This is a genomic window from Clostridium fermenticellae, from assembly GCF_003600355.1.
In the GTDB taxonomy this organism is placed as follows: Bacteria; Bacillota; Clostridia; order Clostridiales; family Clostridiaceae; genus Clostridium_AV; species Clostridium_AV fermenticellae.
The window spans coordinates 1,689,938-1,708,711 of the sequence record NZ_CP032416.1 but is presented as its reverse complement, the minus strand read 5'-3'; the positions used below and the strand labels follow the sequence as shown (position 1 = coordinate 1,708,711).

General features: G+C 30.5%; 19 protein-coding genes and 1 riboswitch. Of the genes, 16 read left to right on the top strand and 3 right to left on the bottom strand.

Annotation, left to right across the window (positions count from 1 at the left end; all coding sequences use genetic code 11):
* Positions 1 to 412: 412 nt before the first annotated feature.
* The 11 genes from aroF (at position 413) to D4Z93_RS13225 (ending at position 9,840) form a co-directional block, all read left to right on the top strand.
* Positions 413 to 1,444, top strand: coding sequence for a 3-deoxy-7-phosphoheptulonate synthase (gene aroF, locus D4Z93_RS07920; protein ID WP_119972218.1), 1,032 nt, complete (start codon positions 413 to 415; stop codon positions 1,442 to 1,444).
* Positions 1,445 to 1,473: 29 nt separating this feature from the next.
* Positions 1,474 to 2,331: a prephenate dehydrogenase gene (locus tag D4Z93_RS07915; protein ID WP_119972216.1), complete on the top strand. Its 858-nt coding sequence runs from the start codon at positions 1,474 to 1,476 to the stop codon at positions 2,329 to 2,331.
* Positions 2,332 to 2,357: 26 nt separating this feature from the next.
* Positions 2,358 to 3,425 carry a 3-dehydroquinate synthase gene (gene aroB, locus D4Z93_RS07910; protein ID WP_119972213.1) on the top strand — a complete coding sequence of 356 codons (1,068 nt, stop codon included), beginning with the start codon at positions 2,358 to 2,360 and terminating at the stop codon, positions 3,423 to 3,425.
* 24 nt (positions 3,426 to 3,449) lie between these two features.
* The gene (aroA, locus tag D4Z93_RS07905) at positions 3,450 to 4,733 is read left to right on the top strand and encodes a 3-phosphoshikimate 1-carboxyvinyltransferase (protein ID WP_119972210.1); all 1,284 of its coding nucleotides are present in this window, start codon (positions 3,450 to 3,452) and stop codon (positions 4,731 to 4,733) included.
* Positions 4,711 to 5,790 (top strand): chorismate synthase, encoded by a 1,080-nt coding sequence (gene aroC, locus D4Z93_RS07900; RefSeq protein ID WP_119972207.1) that lies wholly within the window; start codon positions 4,711 to 4,713, stop codon positions 5,788 to 5,790. Before aroA ends, aroC begins: the two co-directional genes overlap by 23 nt.
* 53 nt (positions 5,791 to 5,843) lie before the next feature.
* Positions 5,844 to 6,971, top strand: coding sequence for a bifunctional chorismate mutase/prephenate dehydratase (locus D4Z93_RS07895; RefSeq protein ID WP_119972206.1), 1,128 nt, complete (start codon positions 5,844 to 5,846; stop codon positions 6,969 to 6,971).
* Positions 6,972 to 7,001: 30 nt separating this feature from the next.
* Positions 7,002 to 7,820 carry a shikimate dehydrogenase gene (gene aroE, locus D4Z93_RS07890; RefSeq protein ID WP_119972203.1) on the top strand — a complete coding sequence of 273 codons (819 nt, stop codon included), beginning with the start codon at positions 7,002 to 7,004 and terminating at the stop codon, positions 7,818 to 7,820.
* 1 nt (position 7,821) lies between these two features.
* A complete protein-coding gene (locus D4Z93_RS07885) occupies positions 7,822 to 8,328 on the top strand; it encodes a shikimate kinase (protein WP_119972200.1) in 507 nt (168 codons plus the stop codon).
* A 32-nt stretch (positions 8,329 to 8,360) separates the two neighbouring features.
* Complete coding sequence (locus D4Z93_RS07880; protein ID WP_119972199.1) at positions 8,361 to 8,729, top strand: VOC family protein; 369 nt, start codon at positions 8,361 to 8,363, stop codon at positions 8,727 to 8,729.
* Positions 8,730 to 8,779: 50 nt separating this feature from the next.
* A complete protein-coding gene (locus D4Z93_RS07875; protein WP_119972196.1) occupies positions 8,780 to 9,514 on the top strand; it encodes an MBL fold metallo-hydrolase in 735 nt (244 codons plus the stop codon).
* A gap of 167 nt (positions 9,515 to 9,681) precedes the next feature.
* Positions 9,682 to 9,840: a hypothetical protein gene (locus D4Z93_RS13225; RefSeq protein ID WP_162920221.1), complete on the top strand. Its 159-nt coding sequence runs from the start codon at positions 9,682 to 9,684 to the stop codon at positions 9,838 to 9,840.
* Between the two features lie 54 nt (positions 9,841 to 9,894).
* On the opposite strand, the gene D4Z93_RS07870 is transcribed toward D4Z93_RS13225, so the two are convergent.
* Both D4Z93_RS07870 and D4Z93_RS07865 read right to left on the bottom strand, forming a co-directional pair.
* Positions 9,895 to 10,353, bottom strand: coding sequence for a YbaK/EbsC family protein (locus tag D4Z93_RS07870; protein ID WP_119972194.1), 459 nt, complete (start codon positions 10,351 to 10,353; stop codon positions 9,895 to 9,897).
* 119 nt (positions 10,354 to 10,472) lie between these two features.
* Positions 10,473 to 11,738: a D-alanyl-D-alanine carboxypeptidase family protein gene (locus D4Z93_RS07865; RefSeq protein WP_243105909.1), complete on the bottom strand. Its 1,266-nt coding sequence runs from the start codon at positions 11,736 to 11,738 to the stop codon at positions 10,473 to 10,475.
* Positions 11,739 to 11,956: 218 nt separating this feature from the next.
* Between D4Z93_RS07865 and D4Z93_RS07860 the strand changes: the two genes are divergently transcribed.
* Positions 11,957 to 12,565, top strand: a complete 609-nt coding sequence (locus D4Z93_RS07860; RefSeq protein ID WP_119972188.1) for an NUDIX hydrolase — start codon at positions 11,957 to 11,959, stop codon at positions 12,563 to 12,565.
* 630 nt (positions 12,566 to 13,195) lie between these two features.
* On the opposite strand, the gene D4Z93_RS07855 is transcribed toward D4Z93_RS07860, so the two are convergent.
* A complete protein-coding gene (locus tag D4Z93_RS07855) occupies positions 13,196 to 14,677 on the bottom strand; it encodes a nicotinate phosphoribosyltransferase (RefSeq protein ID WP_119972186.1) in 1,482 nt (493 codons plus the stop codon).
* A 219-nt stretch (positions 14,678 to 14,896) separates the two neighbouring features.
* On the opposite strand from D4Z93_RS07855, the gene D4Z93_RS07850 reads away from it, so the two are divergent.
* The 4 genes from D4Z93_RS07850 to D4Z93_RS07840 all read left to right on the top strand — a co-directional run bounded on the left by D4Z93_RS07850 (position 14,897) and on the right by D4Z93_RS07840 (position 18,519).
* Positions 14,897 to 15,382, top strand: coding sequence for a MarR family transcriptional regulator (locus D4Z93_RS07850; protein WP_119972184.1), 486 nt, complete (start codon positions 14,897 to 14,899; stop codon positions 15,380 to 15,382).
* The gene (locus D4Z93_RS13610; RefSeq protein WP_279220917.1) at positions 15,363 to 15,485 is read left to right on the top strand and encodes a hypothetical protein; all 123 of its coding nucleotides are present in this window, start codon (positions 15,363 to 15,365) and stop codon (positions 15,483 to 15,485) included. Before D4Z93_RS07850 ends, D4Z93_RS13610 begins: the two co-directional genes overlap by 20 nt.
* 123 nt (positions 15,486 to 15,608) lie before the next feature.
* Positions 15,609 to 16,178 carry a flavodoxin family protein gene (locus D4Z93_RS07845; RefSeq protein ID WP_119974274.1) on the top strand — a complete coding sequence of 190 codons (570 nt, stop codon included), beginning with the start codon at positions 15,609 to 15,611 and terminating at the stop codon, positions 16,176 to 16,178.
* A 154-nt stretch (positions 16,179 to 16,332) separates the two neighbouring features.
* A complete protein-coding gene (locus D4Z93_RS07840) occupies positions 16,333 to 18,519 on the top strand; it encodes an ATP-dependent helicase (RefSeq protein ID WP_119972181.1) in 2,187 nt (728 codons plus the stop codon).
* Positions 18,520 to 18,676: 157 nt separating this feature from the next.
* A riboswitch (cyclic di-GMP riboswitch) is annotated at positions 18,677 to 18,760 on the top strand.
* Positions 18,761 to 18,774: the final 14 nt, after the last annotated feature.

The following is an 18,774-nucleotide window of genomic DNA, read 5'->3' as shown; positions in this document are numbered from 1 at the left end:
GACATACAAATTTTATCTGCTATAATGAAACATAACAAATATTGGACTAGAAATTCAATTTAAAAAATCTTTGGAGGTTACCCATTATGAAAAATATCATTGGAAAGGAAATAAGCGTAAAATATTATTTTTATTTTAGCTGGGGCTATTTTTACTTTAGCACTGGTTACTTTTTCTGCAAAAAAATAATATTATTCCTTTTTGATGAGTTTAATAGATACAAATTGATTTCACATGGTAAATTTTTATCGTGTGGAATATAGAAACAATAATTATTTGGATTTTGATAAATTGTTTTTTAAAATAGGGCTCATCAGGGCCCTATTTTTTTTATAAATTAATATAATTTCTAGAAATTTTATAAGTAAGGAGCTCCACTTTATAAAAATTAAATTTAATAGGAGGATTTCAAATGATAGTTATAATGATGCCGGGAACACCAGAGCAAGAGGTTATGTCACTTAAAAGAAGAATTGAAGATAAGGATGTACGAGTTAGCGTTACAAAAGGTGATAAATACTATGTTTTAGGACTTGTTGGAGATACTACAGCAATTGATAAGAGTAAGATAGAGGCAAATGAACATGTATCTAGGGTTATGAAAGTACAGGAACCTTATAAGCTTGCAAATAGGCTGTTTCATCAAAAAAATACGATAATAGATGTCTCAGGCAACACAATTGGGGGAGATAAAATTGCTGTTATGGCAGGACCATGCTCTGTTGAAAGTGAGGATCAGATAGTTGAAATTGCAAAAAGTGTTAAAGAGAGCGGAGCATCATTTTTAAGGGGAGGAGCTTTTAAGCCAAGAACATCACCTTATAGTTTTCAGGGTTTAAGGGAAAGTGGCCTTGATCTTTTAAAAATTGCAAAGGAGGAAACTGGTCTTCCTATAGTCACAGAAATTATGTCTACAGACATGATTGACAGATTTGTTCAAGATGTTGACATTATACAGGTCGGAGCGAGAAATATGCAAAATTTTGAGCTTCTTAAAGAACTTGGAAAGACGAAAAAACCTATACTTTTGAAAAGAGGATTATCTGCAACGATTGAGGAGCTTTTGATGTCAGCTGAATATATAATGGCAGGTGGAAATGAAAATGTAATACTCTGTGAAAGAGGAATAAGAACCTTTGAAAATTATACAAGAAACACTTTAGATTTAAGTGCCATTCCAGCTATAAAAAAACTCAGCCACCTACCTATAATTGTTGACCCAAGTCATGCAGCCGGACTTTGGTGGATGGTGGAACCTTTAGCAAAAGCTGCTGTAGCAGTTGGGGCGGATGGACTTATAATTGAAGTACACAATGATCCTGAAAATGCAAAATGTGATGGCCAGCAGTCAATAAAACCGGAAAGATTTGATAAACTTATGAAAGACTTGAATAAGTTAGCGTACATTGAAAAAAGATATGTCTATGATCCTTTAAGAGTATAATACAAATTTTAGATTTGGGAGGAAGATTTATGGAGGATCATGACTTTAGGTTAAATATTGTTGTAGTTGGACTTGGACTAATAGGTAGTTCATTTGCAATGGCACTTAAAAAATTAAAACCTAAAAATATCTGGGGTATAGATAAAGATAAAGATACTGTAGATATAGCTCTCAGTAAAAATATCATAGATAAAGGATTCACATCTGAGAGATATATATTAAAAACAGCGGATATAACAGTAATAGCTTTATATCCTGAAAATACAGTTGAGTTTGTAAAAGAAAATATAAAAAATTTTAAGAAGAATTCTATAATAATTGATGTGTCAGGAATAAAATCTAAAGTAGTAGAAGATATAAATTCATTTTTGCCAGAAGATTTAGAATTTATAGGGACTCACCCTATGGCTGGAAGAGAAAATAGAGGTGTAAAATATGCTAGAGATGATATTTTTAATGGAACTAATTATGTTATAACACCAAGTTGTAGAAATAAAGAAAAGAATCTTGATTTAATAGAAAGTATTGCAAAGAAAATTGGATTTAAAAATGTTGTATATACATCTCCTAAAGAGCATGATGATATGATAGCATTTACAAGTCAGATGCCGCATGTTCTGGCAGCTGCACTAATAGATTCAATAACTGATGAGTCAGATGTAAATTTATTTATTGGTGGAAGTTTTAAAGATGTAACAAGAGTAGCTTTGATAAACCCAGAATTGTGGGCTGAATTATTTACGGTAAATTCAGATGCACTGATTGGTAAGATTGAAAAATTTGAAGAAAGTCTTGATAGAATAAGGACAGCTGTAAAACTTAAAGATAGACAGACACTTTGTGCCATATTTAAAGATGTTACGTACAAGAGGAAACAGATTTTTTAATTAAGTTATAGGCGGTGGGTTAAGTAGTGAAAATTCTTAAAATAAGTTTAAAAAATAAATCTTATGATATCTATATAGATAGAAATATTGTAACTTCAATAGGGAAATATATTAGAAAAATTTATAGTGGTAAAAAAATAGCTGTTGTTACAGATTCAAATGTGGATAAGTTATATTCAAATATTTTAATTGATTCACTTTCAAAAGAAGGCTTTGAAACAAGTAAGCTAGTTATAAAGGCAGGAGAAAGAAGTAAAAATTTAGATACTTTAAAAGATATTTATAAGTATTTTTGTGAATCAAGGATCAGAAGGTCGGATATTATAATTGCACTGGGTGGAGGAGTAGTAGGAGATATAACAGGTTTTGCCGCATCGACATATTTAAGAGGGGTAAAGTATATACAGGTTCCAACTACGCTTTTAGCCCAGATAGACAGCAGTATAGGCGGAAAAGTTGCAGTTGATTTAACCTTTGGTAAAAATCTAGTTGGTAATTTCTATCATCCAGAGGCTGTCTTTATAGATCCAGAGATTTTAAATTCACTGAATTCTAAATTTTTTAATGATGGAATGGGAGAGGTTATAAAATATGGTCTTATAAATGATAAGAATTTTGTACAAAAACTTATGAATTATAAGGATAAAGATGAGCTTTTGTGCAATATAGAGGAAATTATATATACATGCTGCAGTGTGAAAAAAGAAATAGTTCAGATGGACGAATTTGATACAGGAGAAAGGATGAAGCTGAATTTTGGACACACTTTTGGTCATGCTGTTGAAAAAATTTTCAATTACGAAAAATATACACATGGAGAATGTGTAGCTCTAGGCATGGCTTATATAACTGAGAGAAGTGAAAAGCGTGGCTATACGAAAAAAGGAACATATGAGACTATAAGGCGAATTTTAAATAAGTATAATTTACCATGCGAGATGCCTGAGGTTGATAAACGACTATTGTTTGAAGCGATAACTTTGGATAAAAAAACACAATTTGATATTATAAATTTAATTCTTCTAAAGGAGATAGGAAAAGCTAATATTGTAAAATTAAAACTTCAGGAATTAAAAAACTATATAGATATTTAACTGTGTTAAAGAGGAGTGCATTTTATGAAATATACTAAAATAAACCCTGTAAAGCTTAAGGGAGAAGTTAAAATACCACCATCTAAAAGTATATCACATAGAGCTTTAATATGTGCGGGCCTTTCTAAAGGGATCACAAATATAAAGAATATTATATTTTCTGAGGATATAAATGCGACATGTAATGCAATCTCAAATTTTGGTGCTTGTGTAGAAATAAAAAAAGATGAGGTAAAAATAAAAGGTATATCAAAGTCTAATATTAGAGATTCTAATATAAATTGTTTTGAGTCGGGTTCAACACTTAGATTTTTGATACCAATAGCAGCGGTGACTGGTGAAAGTGTTACATTTCATGGAAAAGGAAAGCTTGCTTATAGACCACTTACACCTTATTACGATATATTTAGGGACCATAATATTTTTTACAAAAATGATGATGGGAAGCTTCCAATGACAGTAAAAGGAAAGCTTAAACCAGGAGAGTATAAACTTAAAGGGAATATAAGTTCTCAGTTTATAACGGGACTTTTGTTTTCACTTCCACTTTTAAATGGAGACTCAAGTATTATTGTAACTACAGAACTTGAATCGAGACCATATGTTGATTTAACACTCGATGTTCTCAGAAAGTTTTCAATCAATATACAAAATAACAATTATAGGAGGTTTATAGTAAAAGGAAATCAGGAGTACAGGAGTTGTAATTCTTATAATGTAGAGGGTGATTTTTCACAGGTAGTATTTTGGGCAATAGCCTCTATACTCGGTGAAAAAATAGTATGTAAAAATGTGCACAAAGATTCTATTCAGGGAGATAAGATAGTAATTGATATACTAAAAGAAATGGGAGCTGAAATGGAAGTTTTTGAAGATTACATAATCTTTAAACCATCTAACATTCACGGAACGACAATAGATGCATCTCAATGTCCTGATTTGATACCGGCACTTGCAGCACTTGCAGCAGTAAGCAGCGGAACCACAAATATAATAAATGCTGGAAGGCTTAGATTTAAGGAATGTGACAGGCTGCATGCCATAACGTCTGAACTTGATAAGATAGGTGCTGATATAAGTGAAAAGAAAGATGGACTTTTAATACATGGAAAGGAAGTTTTAAAAGGTGGAACAGTATTTAGTTGGAATGATCACAGGATAGTCATGGCATTAGCATGTATATCTTCTAAATGTAAAGAACCTCTTATAATAAAAGATTCTGAGTGTGTAAAAAAATCATATCCTGATTTTTGGAATGATTTTAAGATGTTAGGAGGAAATTTGGATGAGTGGAACGTGGGGGAGTAAAATAAAACTCTCAATATTTGGTGAATCACATGGAGCAGGTATTGGAATAGTTATAGATGGCATTAAGCCCGGATTTAAAATTGATAAAGATTATATAATGTATCAGATGAAGAGAAGGGCACCTGGAGATGGCAAATTTTCAACTACCAGGAAGGAAAATGATGAATTTGAAATAATGAGTGGTATTTTTAATGGAAGAACAACCGGCACACCTATATGTGCTGTAATACGTAATGAAAATACCAAAAGTAAAGACTATGAAAAAACTAAGAATTTAATGCGGCCGGGACATGCAGATTATACCGGATATATTAAGTATGAAGGGTTTAATGATTATAGAGGAGGAGGACATTTTTCTGGAAGACTTACGGCGCCTATTGTATTTGTAGGCGCCTTGTGCAGAAAAATCCTATATGATAAAAACATAGTAATCGGGAGTCATATAAAGAGTATCAAGGACGTTAATGACAGATCGTTTGATATCTCCGATGATTCTTTAAATGTGAAGAAAGTAGAAGGTCTTTCAAAACAGGAATTTCCTGTTCTTGATTCTAGTGTAAGAGAGAAAATGCAAAACACAATATTAAATGCTAAAAAAGATGGTGATTCAGTCGGAGGAATTGTAGAAGCAGCTGTTGTAAATTTGCCGGCAGGAATTGGGGATCCATTCTTTGATTCGATAGAGAGTAAACTTTCACATATTTTATTTTCTATTCCTGCAGTAAAGGGTGTTGAGTTTGGAGCTGGTTTTGATATAACAAGAATGTTAGGCTCTGAGGCAAATGATGAATACTACATGACAAAGGATAAAAGTGTAAGTACATATACAAATAATAATGGTGGAATACTTGGTGGCATAAGCAATGGAATGCCGTTGATATTTAAAGTTGCAATTAAACCAACTCCGTCGATTGCTAAAGTACAGAGAACAGTTGATATAGATAAGAAAGAAAATGAAAGTATAGAGATTAAGGGAAGGCATGATCCATGCATTGTAGTACGTGCATTACCTGTTATAGAATCAGCAGCAGCAATAGCGATTATGGACTTACTTTAAGTTAATTAAAATTAAAACTTATAATTTCTTTATCTAATTATTGGAGGTATTCTATGGAAAATTTAAAGGATTTAAGGCAAAGAATAAATAAAATAGATGATGAGATGATAAAACTATTTGAAGAAAGAATGCATGTATCAAGAAGTGTGGCGGATTATAAGCTAAAACATTCTATGCAGATATTAGATAAAAAAAGAGAAGAAGAGGTTATATCAAAAAATCTCTCTAAGTTAAAAGATAAGAGTATAAAAATTGAAACTGAGTATTTTTTAAATCAGGTTATGTATATCAGCAGGGTACTGCAGGGTAAGGTTATAGGAGATTTAAATACAAAAAAAGGTTGTGAGAACAGTGAAAAAAACGTATATAAGGTTGGATTTCAAGGAGTGCCATCATCTTTTAGTTATCAGGCATTAATGGAGTACTTTAAAGGAAGTGCCAGGGCACTGAATTTTCAGACATTTGAAGATGTCTTTAATGCACTTAAGCTTAAAAAGATAGATTATGGTGTTTTGCCTATAGAAAATTCATCAACTGGTGGAATAGCAGAGGTTTATGATTTATTCAGAAAATATGGATTTTTTATTGTTGGTGAAAAATCAATAAAAGTTGAACATAATCTATTAGGTGTAAAGGGAGCTAAATTAGATGATATAAGGGAAGTATTTTCTCATAATCAGGCGTTTATGCAGTCAAGTGAATTTCTGAATAAATATAGTGGATGGAAATTAATACCATATTATAATACGGCTAAGAGTGCAGAATATATAAGCGAACAAAATAACAAGAGTAAGGCATGTATAGCAAGTAAAAATTCTGCGGAACTCTATAATCTGGATATATTAAAAGAAAATATAAATTATAATAACAACAATTATACTAGATTTGCAATAATAGGAAATTATATTGAAAATGACAGTAGTAATAATAAGATAAGTATAATAGTTTCTATCCCACATAAGGTAGGAACACTCTATGAAATTTTAAAATGCTTTAAGAAAAATAATCTGAACATGATGAAAATTGAATCCAGGCCTACGAAAAATAAATGCTGGGAATATTTTTTCTATATAGACTTTTATGGAAACCTATCAGATTCTAATACATCTGATGCACTTAATTGTATTAAAGAACAGAGCTTATATTTTAAAATGCTTGGAAATTACAGGGCTGAAGATTAAACGTAGTATTTGGATATGGAGGAAATAGTAATGAAATCTTGTTTTTATGGACTTGTTGGAGAAAAACTAGGGCACAGTTTTTCTCCTTATATACACAGTCTTATATTAGAGAAGTTAAATTTAAATGGAAATTATAATTTGTTTGAAATAGAAAAGGAGAATTTAGAAAGTGCAGTTATAGGGCTTAAGTTTTTAGGGTGCAGGGGGGCAAATGTAACCATACCTTATAAAATCGATATAATTAAATATCTCGATAATATATCGGGTGAAGCAAAATCAATAGGGGCTGTAAATACTATAGATTTTAAAGATGGAAAATTAACCGGATATAATACAGATTATTATGGATTTGGTCTTATGTTAAAGAAAAATAAGGTGGAGCTATATAATAAAAGGGCAATTGTGCTTGGAACAGGTGGAGTTTCAAAAGCCGTATATCATTATTTTGTGGACAATGGTATTGCCGATATTGTTTTTGTAAGCAGAGATCTAAATAATATTAAGAAAGATAAAGATATAAACATAATTGAATATAAAGAACTTAGAAATATAAATTGTGCAGATGTAATTGTGAATTGTACACCTTGCGGAATGTATCCGAAGATAGATGAATCTCCTGTGGATAAGAATATAATTGCCAGGTTTGGTACAGCTGTGGATTTGATTTATAATCCAATTGAAACAAGGTTTTTAAAATGTGCAGGGGAGCTTGGAATTAAAGGGATAAATGGATTATATATGCTTGTTGCACAAGCTGTAGTTTCGGAAGAAATATGGAATGATATAACGATTGACGCAGAAGTAATAGATGATATATACGAAAAATTTCGGATATCAAGGGGTATATAATATGAAAAATTTATCAGGTAAAAATTTAGTTCTTATAGGAATGCCAGGATGCGGTAAAACAGTAATAGGAGAAATGCTTTCGAAAATTTTAAGTAGGAAGTTTGTGGATATTGATGAATATATAGAAAAGACTGTAAACAAGACGATAAGTCAAATATTTAAAAATGGAGAACAGTGTTTCAGAGATATTGAAACTAAGGTTGTATCCGAAATAAGTAGAAGAGAGAAGTTAGTTATTTCTACGGGTGGCGGCGTTATAAAAAACTTAGACAATATTAAAAATCTGTCTCAAAATGGAATTATAATTTTTATAGATAGACCTGTAGATAACATAGCAGCAGATGTTGATATACAGAAAAGGCCATTGTTAAAAGACGGTGCTGAAAAATTATATGAATTATTTGAAAAAAGGTATGAATTATACAAAAAATATTGTGATTTTAAAATAGATAATGATACTACACCTGAAGGAACTGTACAAAAAATATTGCAATTATTTTCAAATTAATCTAAAATTAGTTTGAAGTGAGGTGTTTTAATATGAAATTTAAATTTGATCACAATAATATAAATGTCCTTGATCTTGAAAAGAGTATTAAATTTTATTCCGATGCCCTTGGATTTAAAGAGGAAAGAAGAAAACATGCAGATGATGACAGTTTTATACTTGCATTTTTAAAGGATGAGAGTAGTTCTCATGCACTTGAATTAACATGGCTCAGAGATAGAAAAGAACCTTATAATCTCGGAGATAATGAGATACATTTGGCTGTTAGAACAGATGATTTTGATGCAGCATATGAATTACATAAAAAGATGGGATGTATTTGCTATGAAAATCATAAAATGGGAGTATATTTTATAAAAGATCCAGATGGTTATTGGACGGAGATTTTACCCATGAAATAGGGTTTGTAATTCCAAACCCTATATTTCAATTTTAAGGAGGGTAATTAGGATTGAAGAGCGTAAATATTTATTATTTATATAACAGTGGATTTTATCTGGAGACAGAAGGTAATATATTTATTTTTGATTACTTTTATGATAAGCCTTATGGTCATGCCAGAGCATTAAATACTGGTGTAATTCCAGAAGAAGTTATTAAAAGTAATAAGAAAATCTATGTTTTTGTATCACATAACCATAGTGACCACTTTAACCCTTTAATATTCGATTGGGCAAATATGAACCCAAAGATAAGATATATTTTAAGCAGCGATGTAAAGGTTAATGGAATTTTTAATAAGTACTATACTTTAAATATAAATGAAACCAGGAGATTTGATGATTTATATGTAAAGGCATATGGATCGACCGATGAGGGTATATCTTTTCTTATAAATGTAAATGGTATTACAATCTTTCATGCCGGGGATTTAAATTGGTGGCACTGGAAGGAAGATAGTGATGATGATAACTTAAGAGCTGAAGAATGGTTTAAAAGAGAAATTTTAAATTTGAAATCGGAGAGAATTGATATTGCTTTTTTCCCTGTAGATCCAAGACAGGAAGAGTACTATTATATTGGCGGAGAGTATTTTATAAACAATATAAAACCAAAATTCTTTATTCCAATGCACTTTGGAAATACATCTGGTATAACACATAAATTTTCAATTCATATGCAAAATTGCGGCACTAAAATAATTGAAATTGATAAAAGAGGATGTAATATAAAAATTGAATTTTAAGGCTTTAAGTGTGCTTTTATTTTTTTAGCACACTTTATTTGCGTTATGAATACAATATTAACAAAGCAATGGATAAACAATAAATTTAATAAACTAATGAATGTAAACTGGATCACATAAAATATGTAAAATGAATAAAAGTCTTGTTAAATAAGGAGGAATTAAAGATGAGCCATCATAGAAGATGTTGCTGCAGACCTAGTCGCGATTATTGTGGAAACTTTGATTATTACGATGGATTCGGCGGTGGATGCGGTAGTAGCATATGGATATGGATTTTGTTATTATGTTGTTTCTGCGGCGGCGGCGGAAGATTCTGCAGATAAATTACAATCTATAATTTTAAAGGGGAAACTAAAAATGTTTCCCCGTATTTAATGTTATTTACATACATTTATCCAGGTTCCTAAAGTTATTGCTGATATTTCTTTTGGCGTCAGTTTTACAGCAGAATTACATGAACCAGCAGCAGGATATACATATTCAAACTTTTTAAGAGATTCGTCAAGATAGATGTCCATTTGAGTTCTCAATCCAAATGGACAAACTCCTCCAACCGGGTGACCGGTGAAGTCTAAAACTTCATCGGCATTTAACATTTTAGCTTTTGTGTGAAAGTAGTCTTTGAATTTTTTGTTATCAACTTTGGAGTCGCCTTCTGATAATATCAGTATATTCCTATCTTTTAATTTAAAAGCCATCGTTTTTGCTATTAAAGCAGGTTCAACTCCAATAGCCTTAGCAGCTAATTCAACAGTAGCGGTGCTTTGCTCCATTTCTATAATCTGATACGGCAAATTTTTATCTTTGAAATATTGTTTTACACTTTCTAAACTCATAAAATCACTCCAATCGTGTATATTCATAAAACATATGTACTCTAAAATAATCATTAAAATTAAGTATAAATAAATAACCACCTTTTTACAAGGTGGTTATTGGATAAATATATAGTCTTTTATAAATTTGTTTTGCGTTTTGATATCATAAATATTTTGTACAGAGTATATATTATCAAAACTAAAATTACTAAAGCACCAGTATATATAGGAAAACATTTTTTTAATAAGTAGCTTTTTTGTATTGAAGAGTATAATTTATAGTTTTTTATTGAATTTCTTTGACTTACTGTAATTTCTCCAATAGGAGATTTACCCGTAAGACTTGAAAAATTCATATTTGATATATTAAATTTAATATTTAACTCATCTTTATTTACTTCATTGTCATAGTATGTAATATTGTCCTTTACATATAATGGTACGGATAATTTTATATTAAAAGGAAGCATTTCTATAGGTTTATATTCCAAATTCTTATTATCTATATTTGAATTTTTGTTAAAAAGCATGGTAGGTTTTGCACTATAACTCCAATCTATGATTTTTTCCATGTCGTTAAATACAAAGGTATCATTTGGATCATATAAAGAGTCCATAACAATTCCCATCATCTTTCTGCCATCTCTGTCATAAAAGGCTACAAGACATCTGCCGGCTTCTGATGTATAACCAGTTTTTCCACCAATACACCCATTTTTGCCAAGAAGTTTGTTTGTATTTTTTACTGTAAAGCTTGTACCTTTTGATGATTTAAAAGTACTTTCTTTTTTTGCTATAGTTTCTCTTACCCATGGAATTTGAAAAGCTTTGCTGGCAATAACACTTAGTTCATAAGTTGTTGTATAGTGATTTGATCTATGCAGTCCATTTGGGGTCACAAAGTGAGTATTTTTTAGATTAAAGCTCTTAGCTTTGTCGTTCATTTTATTTATAAAGTCAGCTTCTCCTTTCCCAATGTTGTCTGCAATCATATATGCCATATCATTTCCAGAAAAAAGCAGCATGCCATCCATTGCAGATTTTGCTGACATGGTTTCTCCTATATCTATAGGATGGACATCTAAATTTATTGATGATTGAGGCTGTCTTTTAGATCCTTCTGTGTATTTAAGTATATCACCTGTTTTTTTGCTTTCTGAGAGTAATATAGCTGTCATAAGTTTTGTAGTGCTTGCTGGATAAACTCGGCTGTCTATATTTTTTGCATATATGATTTCGCCTGTTTCCATATCTATTGTAAGAGCTGTTTTACCATATATAGAAATCTGTGTATCTTGAGAGTTTGATGCGGCGTAAGCTATTTCTGATTTATCCAATATATTAAAAATTAAAGATATTACAATAGTTAATATAAGTATTAAAGATATTTTACTTTTCTTCAATTTACATCTCTCCATATGTACAATTTATCTGTTTTTATAATAATATTAAATTCCGAATTCATTTTATAACATGGACTAGTATAGCACTTATTATTTCAATTTACAATTAGAGAATTCATTGTATAGACTTTAAAATAAATCTATTTTGAATAACAACAAAAAATATGTGATAATATGTGTATATTGTAGAGAATAATATATATGTTTGGAGGTATTATATGATAGATAGAATTTATAGTATATTTAAAGGCAAAAAAGGTCATATATCAGGTCAATATAGAAAATATGCTGTTATAATATTGCTTACTGAAAAAGAGGGGAAAATGAATATATTGCTTGAAGTTAGGTCGTTTAGGTTGAGAACTCAACCTGGAGACATATGTCTTCCAGGTGGAACAGTTGAAAATGGGGAAAATCCAAAAGAAGCTGCAATTAGAGAAGCTGTAGAGGAGCTTAAAGTGGATTATAATGATATTGAATTCATAGGAGAAATGAATTATTTAGTAAGTCCGTATGGTTTTATAATGTACCCGTTTGTAGCAAAATTAAAAACGGAAAATTATAGTTATAGTGAAGATGAGGTAGATCATGTATTTACTGTTCCAGTTGATTTTCTTATTAAAAATAAACCCAAACTTTATGAATTGACATTGCTTCCGCATTTAGAGGAAAACTTTCCATATGAACTCATAAATGGTGGAAAAAGTTATAAATTCAGGCATGGAAAGGCACCAGAATATTTTTATATTTATGGAGACTACGTTATCTGGGGATTTACCGCACTTATTTTAAAGAATTTTGTAGATACAATTGTATCCGACAACTAACCCATGGTAATTCCGACAAAACCCTGCCGATCTCCACTGAAGCCTGACGGCAACCCCGTAAGAGCTGGAATTACAAACCCCATGAGCGTAAAGTTAAGCCAAAATTTAGTACCGGGTAATTAAATTTACAGTTATAAAATAAATAAAAAAGGTCACTCCTAAAGGTAAATAAAAAAACAAGGAGTGATCTTTATGAAAAACAATACAGTAGGTAGTATGCACAAATTAGAAAGAATTACTAGTGATATTTAAGGGAAAAATATAAATAAAATAGCAGTAGATACTAAGTTCACTAAAAGGTTTAGTAAATTAGATGGATTATTACCTTCCTCCTGCAGATTGGAATTAATTGTATTAGCTCTACGCGTATGGGGTTTGTAAATGAAAGCTTAACCTATGCGCAGGTCGGGATTTCTAAAATTTAGACACATTAAAAAATTTTGTAGTAAGTCTTAGCGAAGCGTTCTTGAAAATCTTAGTGGATTATATATGTCTGAGCAAAGCGAGTTTATATAATCCGCTTAGATTTTTATGAATGCAAGCTTAGATTTACTAGAAATTTTTTACGTGACGTATTTTGGAAATCCCGACCTGCGCATAGGTTAAGCTTTCATTTACAAACCCTATAAATTATTCTTCATAATTTGATGAATATCTTCTAAGAAGGGTTTGTTTTAATTCCCAAAGGCCTTGAGATAAATCTACATAGTAATGATGGGGATTTTCAAACCTTAAAACCTCTGGCCACATCCTTTCAGTTTCTTTTTTGGCGAAGTTTTTTATATCCATAACGTCTGGACTTTCATATACGAGTTTACCTTTATCGAATATTTGAACCATCAATTCCTTAGCGTAGAAATTTTTAATTCTTTTCTTCTTCCATGTGAATACTGGATCAAATAGTTCAAGTGTCTGATTTTCATCTATTATTTCGTCATTAAGTGTAATTAGGTCAGCAATGGCTTTGCCGTCTTTTTTATCAAATATTCTATATATTTTTTTAAAACCTGGATTTGTTATTTTTTCTTCATTTTCACTTATCTTAATTTTAGGTATTATTTTACCGTTTTTGTCTTCAATGGCAGTAAGTTTATAGACACCGCCAAATACGGGTTCTGATTTTGCAGTTATAAGTCTTTCACCAACGCCAAAAGAGTTTATTTGAGCTCCTTGACTTAATACGTCGCTAATGATGAATTCATCAAGCGAATTTGATATTACTATTTGTACTTCTGGAAGACCAGCTTCATCTAATATTTCTCTGCATTTTTTAGTAAGATAAGTTATATCACCACTATCTATTCTAATTCCTTTAGGTTTATGTCCATTTGGTATGAGTACATCTTTAAATATCTTTATTGCATTTGGCAGTCCGGATTTTAAAACGTTATAAGTATCAACTAGAAGTATACAATTATCAGGATATACATTTGCCCATTCTTTAAAAGCTTCATATTCATTGTTAAATAATTGTATCCAACTGTGAGCCATGGTACCTGTAGCTGGAATACCAAACATTTCTTCGGAAATGGTACATGCAGTTGAAGAACATCCTCCTATTACAGCGGCTCTTGCACCGTATATAGCTCCATCATATCCTTGAGCTCTTCTTGATCCAAATTCCATAACTGGGCGTCCTTTAGCAGCACTGCAAATTCTATTTGCTTTTGTAGCAATTAGAGTTTGATGATTTATTGTTAGTAAAATCATAGTTTCTACAAGCTGAGCTTGAATAGCTGGACCTCTTACAGTAATCAAAGGTTCATTTGGAAATACAGGATTTCCTTCTGGTATTGCCCAAACATCACAACAAAATTCAAAATTTCGCAAGTAGTCCAAAAATTTCTTTGAAAACATATGCTTACATCTTAAATATTCAATATCATCTTCAGAAAACTTTAAGTTTGACAAGTATTCGATTACCTGTTGTACACCAGCCATAATGCAGTAGCCACCATTGTCCGGGATTCTCCTAAAAAACATATCGAAATAAGCTATGGTATTTTGAGCATTGCTTTTAAGGTAGCCGTTGCCCATAGTGAATTCGTAAAAATCAACCAGCATGGTAAGGTTTCTACCATTTCTTATGTCAAAATTTTTTGTGTACTCCATAATTTTAAATCTCCTCATTTATTTAAATATATTTTGATTGCATACACACATTGTAATACTTTACTAAAATTAATACAATAGTGTACAATTAGACATAATAAACCATGCAAATCTAGGAGATCCAATAGTATTTTTTAAGAATAATTAATATTATAATTCGTGAATTATAATTGTCTGGGAAATGTAGATTAAATGAATCAATGAGTGGGAGGACAATGCATGAATAAAGAAGAACAAGTCATAACGAGTTTTAGGAACTTATTAAACAAGAGAGCTTCGCTTGACAAGTTTAAGATGAAAGACAAATTTAAAGGTTATAAGTCTTCTGAAGTACATTGTATAGAATACATTGGAAGAAATGTAGATTCTAATGTTACAAAACTTGCGGAGTCCTTTTATATGACAAGAGGTGCTATAAGCAAAATAACCAAGAAGCTTATAAAAAAAGGTGCTATCGAAAGTTATCAGAAGACGGATAATAAGAAAGAAATTTATTTTAGGCTCACCGGGCAGGGAAAAGAAATTTATGAAATTCATGAAAAACTGCACAAAGAGTTTCAAGAGCGGGATAAGGTTGTATTTGATAAAATAACCGATGAACAATTTGACAGTGTACTTAACTTCGTGGAAGAGTATAGCAGACATTTGGATGCGGAGATAAAGAAGTTAGGGGTGGATATAACAAATGGAAATGATTTTGAATAATGAAGATAAAATCATAGGCAGCCCAATTCTATTGAGAATAGGCTGCATTTTTATTGATATTATTATTATAGGGTTTGTAATTCCAGGCTTACGTGTAACTTAAGCCTGGAATTACAAACCCTATAGTATTGTTGACAAAGAAACAATAAAATGATAGCATAATTATGTTTCCAAAGAAACATAATTATGCTTTTTCAAGAGGTGAAAATTTTAAATGAAGAAAAAAATGAAAATCATTGGAATTATTGCAAGCCCACGGAAGGAAGGAAATACCGCCTGGATAGTGAATAAGATACTCGAAGGTGCAAAAGAACAGGGTGCTGAAACTCAATTATTTTATCTAAGTGATCTTAATATAAAACCGTGCCAGGGTTGTTTTAGTTGCCATAATAGCGATCAAGGTTGTGTTATTAAAGATGATATGCAAAAACTTAATTATACAATTGATAGTGCTAATGCTATTGTTTTTGGATCGCCGATTTACATGACTCAAATGAGTGCCCAGGCGAAGATATTTGTTGATAGGATGTTTTCACGATTTTCTCCGCGGTATTCTCCGTATTTTAAAGAAGAAAGTGCCGCAGGGAAAAAACTGATTCTTACGTTTAATCAGGGTAATCCTGATTCTAGTTTATTTCAGACATATATTGATTATACGAAACATATGTTTGAACTTCTGGAATTTGATGTTAAAGAAGTACCTGTTATTACTGGTATGCGAAATGGGCCTGCACAGGAAAGAAAGGATCTTAATACTGTCTTAAAGAATACCGGTTCATCGTTGGTTTCGGAATGATTTCTAAAATAATAAGGATAAAAATTAAAAGTAGATAAATATTTTATTAGGCTGGCAGTTTCATTATGCCAGCTTTTATAAATGTACTTTATAAATGAGATTAGTTACTGTATAATTGGTTATTATATAAAGAAATGGAATTTAGGTGAGTTAGGTGAGTTATGAAGAACTACAGAAAAGCTTCTGCTCTATAAGAGATAAAATAATTGAAAAATGGTATATACATCTTGACAGCATGCAGATGAAAGCTGTTTTGAATGGAGATAAAAGCTGTTTAATAGTTGCATGTCCTGGAGCTGGTAAAACGACTGTTATTATAAATAGAATAGATTATTTATGTACTTTTGGACCTGTGTATAATACGAATTACGTTCCTCGTATTTTAGAAGAAGATGATATCAAACTTATGAAAAGGTTCTTGAATTTAAATGACATTAAAAATAAAGTGATAAACAATAAAAGATTCTGTGATTTGATTACGAATTTTAGTGTTAATCCTGATAACATAATAGTAATAACGTTTACAAGAGCGGCTGCTTTACATATGAAAGAAAGATATTTGAAAATAAGTCATACTAAAAAGGCTCCTTTTTTTGGCACATTTCATGGACTTTTTTATAAAATAGTGAATAGACATGTAGAAAAAGTTAATATAATAAGCTCATCTAAAACATATAAGTTAATAAATGAGATTCTCCTGTCATATATGGATTCCATAAGTGAGGAAAAGATAAAAGAAGTTATAAATGATATATCTGTGTTAAAAAATTCTGAGGTTAATATAGATAATTTTGATTCTAAAATTGATAAGGATATATTTAAGGAATGTTTCATTTCCTATGAAAATTATAAAACTCATAATAAACTTATGGATTTTGATGATCTGCAGATAAAGGTAAAAAAATTATTTTCAAATAATGTAAGGATTTTAAATGGATATAGAAAACTGTTTAAATACATGCTTGTTGATGAATTTCAAGATTGTGATTCCATACAAATAGATCTTCTTTCAATGATTGGAATTAAAAGTTCTATATTTGCAGTTGGAGATGAAGATCAATGTATATATGGTTTTAGAGGGGCAAGGCCTGATTGCATGGTTGATTTTGAGAAATATTTTATTGATGGTAAAAAGGTATTTCTTCAAAAAAATTATAGAAGTAATAAAAATATAGTTGATATATCTAAGTGTTTAATTAAGAATAATATTAAAAGAAATAAAAAACCTATAAAGGCAAGTAAAAATACTTTGGGTAATATAAATTTTTATTATCTATATAAAGAAAAGATTCAAAGTGAGAGTATATGTACTAATATAGAAAAATTAGTTAAGGATGACTCATACGCATATAATGATTGTGCAGTTCTTTATAGAACGAATATAGAAAGCAGATCTCTAATAGACACCTTTATGAAAAGAGGTATTCCTTTTAGAATATTGGATAAAGGATATAATTTCTTCGATCATTTTATATGCAGGGATTTAATAGCTTATTTAAAATTGTCGCTTGATAACACTGATAGACAAAGTTTTACAAGTATAATAAATAGGCCATTTAGGTATGTAAGCAAGGTAAATATAGATAGACTTAGAAGATATAGATTTAAAGAAAATTGTTTTGATATTTTAAAGGAACAGGAAGATATGCCTGTGTTTCAAATAAAGAATCTTGGGAAGCTTGAAAAGAAAATCAAGAAACTCAATAAGATGTTTTTAAGTGATGCTGTAGAGTTTATATTAAAAGATCTTGGATACAATGATTATATTATTAAGTATTGCGAAAGACTCAAAATAGATATGGATGATTTGAATTCGATAATTGATATGTTTAAGGATGCTGTATCAGATTTCAATGCTATAACAACCTTTCTTGTACATGTTGAAGAGGTAAGAGATATTCTTAAAAATAAAGCTAATGATAAAGATGGAATTATACTGAGCACTATACATGGAGTCAAAGGTATGGAGTTTAAGAATGTATTTATAATAAATTGTAATGAAGGTTTTATTCCTCATGCTAATAATACAAATTTAGAGGAAGAGAGAAGACTATTTTATGTTGGAATGACAAGAGCAATAGATAACTTAAGTTTGTATTCAACGCAGATTGTAAGAGGAAAAATCCAGGAGATATCGAGATTCATAGATGAATGTAATCTAAAGCCAGACACGAAACTTAAGTGCGATAAAGGAAGTAAGGTAACTCATAAGACATTCGGAAGCGGAATAATAACTAATGTTGAAGACAAGTATGTGACTATATTGTTTGGTGACGGCCTTGAGAGAAAATTTAATTCAGATGTGCTTAAAAATAGTGAACTTCTTGATATCGTTAGCTGAAGAAAAAGGTGTTAACAATTCTAAAAGGTGTTAAATGTACTTGAGTAATAATAAAATAAGTAAAGGATTCAGATAATATTGCAGTTTTTTGAGCAATTATTTACTTTAAAGATTAAATATGATAAAATTTAAGAAGAATATTGTGAAGTATTAAAACTGTATATTGGAAGACTTTGAAAAATTTCTTTTAATTGGGCACTTTAGAAATTTTGAGTCAGTAGTGCAACCGGCCAAATATATTTACTATATATGGCC